This window comes from Flavobacterium sp. (assembly GCF_036405015.1).
Taxonomy (GTDB): domain Bacteria; phylum Bacteroidota; class Bacteroidia; order Flavobacteriales; family Flavobacteriaceae; genus Flavobacterium.
This window is the reverse complement of the sequence record NZ_DASWYK010000195.1, coordinates 1-4,889: the sequence shown is the minus strand read 5'-3', so window position 1 is coordinate 4,889 and position 4,889 is coordinate 1. Positions and strand designations below refer to the sequence as shown.

The 4,889-nt window shown below is 33.4% G+C and carries 2 protein-coding genes; both read right to left on the bottom strand.

The annotated features are described in order from the left end of the window. Positions 1-330: 330 nt before the first annotated feature. A complete protein-coding gene (locus VGE71_RS16715) occupies positions 331-3,126 on the bottom strand; it encodes an insulinase family protein (RefSeq protein ID WP_331139332.1) in 2,796 nt (931 codons plus the stop codon). 410 nt (positions 3,127-3,536) lie between these two features. Beyond that, on the bottom strand, positions 3,537-4,889 hold a 1,353-nt coding region (locus VGE71_RS16710; RefSeq protein WP_331139331.1), incomplete at its 5' end, for an alpha/beta hydrolase family protein.

Sequence of the window (4,889 nt, the reverse complement as noted above, 5' to 3'; positions counted from 1 at the left end):
GGAAATTTAGTTCCTTCAAATATAAGTAGTTTTTTATTATTTAAAATGTTGAGTAAAATTTTCTAAACACATAGAAACATAGTTTAGAAAACTTTAAAAAAGGCATTTCATTTGTTTAAACAAACATAGCGAACTATGTTTGAGAAATAAATTTCTCTTTTGAGGATCTTTTTTAGATATAAAATTTATGTTTCTATGTGTTGCAATTAAATTTCTAAAATAATAAAGGCTGTCTTTTGGACAGCCTTTAAAAACTAATTAAAATAAAAAATAAAAAAATCGATAAGAACGTTATAAACCAGAATCTGGAATAAGGTTTATAAGAGATTCTTACTTTGCTTTCATAAGCACTTGCACGCTGTTAGATTTCTTTAAAGCATTCACAATGAATTCTTTTAAATCTTTTGCCGTTATCGCGCTTAGAGTTGTTTTAAGAAGTTCAGTGTTTAGTGGCTCTTCGTTATCACGAACATAAGAGTTTAGAGCACCCAACCAATAACTATTTTGTTTAATCTGTTCCTGATTATTTTTTAGAATAGATTGTTTGATGTCTTCCAGCATATTGGCAGTAATGTTTTCGGTTTGTACTCTCGCAAGTTCGGCATGTACAATTTTCACCAAAGCATCTGCTTTATCAGGATTACAATCGAAGTTAATTTCTAAAGAAAATAATGGAGTAGGGAGTTGTGATATATTCGTTCCAACCTGAACACCATAACTACCGCCTTCTTCTTCACGAATCGTTTCCAAATAGCGTTTTGTCAGCCACTCAGACAACATATAACTTAAGATTTTGTTCTTTTTGTTATACGCAACCTCTTTGTTTTCTAAATGAAGATAAACCGTTGTTTTTGGCGTATCCATTGATCTGAAAATCGTTTTTTCTGTTTTTCCTTCTTTCATAAAAATCTTATGATCGACATAATTTTCTGCTTTTTGTGTTGATGGAAGATTTCCTAAATACATATTGATCAAAGCGATATCCTGATCTGAAATGTTTCCGACGAACAAAAACGTAAAATCACCTGCATTTGAGAAACGTTCGGTATAGAATTTTTTAGCTTTATTCAAATAAAATGAATTGATAAAATCCTGCGTTAAAAGCCAGTTACGTTTGCTGTAATTGGTGTTTAGGTTCGAAATAGTATCGTTTAAAGCCTTTTCGTTGCTGTTTGGAGCATTGTTTAATTTATTTTGATATTGCTCTTTTATTTTGTCGAAAGTACTGTTGTCAAACCTCGGATGTTGGAAATACAAATAAGTAAGTTGCAATAAAGTTGTCAAAGATTCCTTGTTACTGCTTCCGTTAAAACCTTCGTACAAACCTCCAATATACGGACTCACATTGGCTGTTTTACCAGTCAGTTTCTTCTTTAAATCGGTAAATTTATAATCGCCCAAACCAGAATACGATGCCACAGCCGATGCAATTTGAGCCGATGGAAGGTCTTTCCAATCTGCCAAAGAATTTCCTCCCGCGCTGTAAGCCGAAAATAAAATTTGATCCTTGCTTAAAGTAGTTGGGTAAACAATCACTTTTGCACCATTTGCCAAAGTATATTTTTTCGCATTCGCGAATAGTTTAATGTCTTCTGTTTTTGCAATTGGTTTTTCTTTCAAATCTTCTTTTACTAGAGAAGCGGTTAATTCTTCTTCTTTGTAAGGTTCTAATTTGGAGTTTGAAATGGTTTTAATGGCATTCCAATACTCATTTGCTTCAGGAAATTTTGTTGTAGCATCTTCAGGAGCCGAAACCGATAACACTAAATTATCTTTCGGGTTTAAAGCTTTAAAAGCTGTATTTACCTGTGCTAAAGTAACATTGTTTAAGAAAGTATTGATCCATTCGTGTTCGCCTTCAACGGAAAAAACTGGATTAGATTCTAAGAAATAAAGTTGCAATTGCTCTGCCCAATAAGCATTTCCAATTTTATCTTTATTTGCCAAACGATTGTCGTAATTGGTACGCATTTTAGTTTTCAAACGGTCTAATTCCTGTTGCGTGAATCCGTTTTGCATCGCTCTTTCAAATTCTCTGTAAGCTTCTGTAAAAGCTTCGATGAATTTTCCTTTTTTCGGAGTAATGTGCAATGAAAATTTACTGTCCAATCTCGAAAGATTATCATTTGAAATTCCGAATGCCAAACCTGCCGTTTCGTTATTGATGATGTATTCGTTAAAACGTGTATTCATCATTTGTATTGCCAGATTTTCCTGCATGCTTTTGGTCATTTCAGCCTGATCCTGAACTAAAGGTTTTGATTTGGTATACGAAAGTGAAATTCCAGAACGCTGTAATTCTTTGTCAGTTGCCAGAACATAACGGTTTTCTTTATGAAACGGAATTTTTTCGTATTCTCTTTTGTTGATTTTCTTAGGTTTTGGTATCGAACCGAAAATCTCTTTAACCCTTTTTTCGATTAAAGTGACGTCGATGTCCCCTACGATTACGACAGCCTGATTTTGCGGTTGATACCATTTTTTATAATAATCCCTAAGTACTTGATATTTGAAATTATTGATGACATTCAAATCTCCAATTACATTTCGTTTTGCATATTTTGAACCGTCAAATACGACTTTATCGATTTTTTCTCCCGCTCTGTAATCAGCGTTTCTTCTTGTGCGCCATTCTTCGCGAATTACACCTCTTTCGGCATCAATTTCGTTGTCTGCCAAAAGCAAAGAACCCGACCAATCGTGCAATACATACATGCAAGAATCCAATAAAGTTTTGTTTTGTGAAGGAACATTGCTGATGTTGTAAACCGTTTCATCGTAAGCGGTGTAAGCATTAATATCTTTTCCGAAAGAAACTCCTTGTTTTTCCAACATATTGATGACTCCTTTTCCTTTAAAATGCTCTGTTCCGTTAAAAGCCATGTGCTCTAAGAAATGCGCTAATCCGTCTTGATCGTCATTTTCTAAAATAGCTCCCACGTTTTGCACAAAATAGAAATCGGCTCTGTCGTTTGGCCATTCGTTGTGCATAATAAAATACTGCATTCCGTTTGGAAGCGTTCCGTGTGCAACTTCTTTTGGCAACGGAAATGTAGTTTTAAACTGCGCCGAAACCTGAGATAAACCCAGAATCAAGAAATGCGCTAGAATTAATTTTGTTTTCATTTTGATAATTATTGTTCTTTTTTGATTGAATTTTAGTTTGAAAAAAGTATAAGAAGTCCCTGCTGTTGATTTGAAGGTCTCAAAAGAAACCTTCAAATAACAGTTTACTTATATAGTTTGTGTGTTTGTTTTTTGCTACTAATTGCACAAATTTTCTCGAATTTTAATTTGTGTGAATTAGTGAAATTCGTGGCTTATTTTTTTCTCTCGCAGATTACGCAGATTTATTTAAATCTTTTTAATCTTTTAATCTGTGGCTATATTTTCAACACATAGAATCATAGCTTTTCTTTGTCTAAAAAAGGCATTTCACTTATTTAAATTCACATAGTTCTATGTGTTCAAATCTAGATTTGTTTTTTGCTCTTTTTTTAGGTTTAAAATTCTATGTTTCTATGTGTTAGATAAAACTACATCCAGTCAGGGCGTGAAGCACCTTTTAAATAGAAATCAAAATACTGTAGCATTTTCTGTGTCCAATCTTTTTGATTAACGGCTCTGTCTAGTGTATGATTTTCCGTTTTGTAATTTACCAGCCAAGCTTCTTTTCCTAATCTTCTTAAAGCAAAGAATAATCCCATGCCTTGATCGAAAGGAACAGCTCCGTCTTTGTCATTATGGAAAATTAGAGCAGGAGTAGTCACTTTGTTAGCATTGAAAATAGGAGAGTTGTCTACGTATTCTTTTGGATATTCATACATAGAACCTTTCATACGGTATTGATCTGCTTCGTATTTGAACATATTCGAAATACCATTTACACGATAATTCAAATAGTTTGAAGTAAAATTACTCACTCCAGAACCTACAATTGCACAAGTATAAATTGGCGTTTTAGTAATAATGTATGAAGTTTCATAACCACCAAAACTATGTCCTTGAATTCCGATTTTGCCTTTTTCTGAGATTTTCTGATCAATTAAATACTGTGTTCCGCTCACAACAGCATTATATGCGCTGTTTCCAGGGCTGTTGTAAGTATAATTTACATCTGGCATAAATACCAAATAACCTCTGCTTAAGAAAGTCGGAATATTGATGTTTGAAGTACTCATTTCCGGCATTGGATAATGATTCATTTCATGTGTGTGTTTTTCATAGAAATGAACAATTACTGGATAGGTTTTAGAAGCATCGTAATTTTGAGGAACATATAAAATTCCTTCGCCTTCCGTACCATCAAAGTTTTTCCAACGAAGCAGTTTTGTTTTCATCCAATTGTATTCAGACTGCTGTGGATTAATATCAGTTAGTCTTTTTTGACTCTTGAAATTCTCATTTGCCCACCATAAATCTGGGAAAGTAGAAGCGCTTTCTTTTGTAAAAAGATAATTGGATTGATTTCCTGCAAAAGCTTGAATTTTAATATCATAATTCGGATTACTAGCCAAAACAGTGATTTTGTTGTTCTTTAAAACATAAACACCTTCTGATTTTGTTTTAGTATCAAAACCTCTTAAAGTAAGTGTTTTACCAGTAAGATTTCCTCCGAATTCAGAACCGTATAAACGTAATACAACATTGTTTTTTCTACCAAATTCCTGAGTTAGGGAATATGGTTTTGTGTTTCCGTTTAAATCAATAACCCAAATATCAAATTTGTCGTAAAGAGCAACGCTGTTTCCATTGTTTAACCATCCAGCAATTCCGTATGGCACAGGAGTGCGTCCCATGTCTTTTTCTTGATCCTTAAGAGAATATGGAATTCCAGTTGGAATATTTTTAAATTCAGTTGAAGATCCGTCTGTTTTGTACGATTGCCA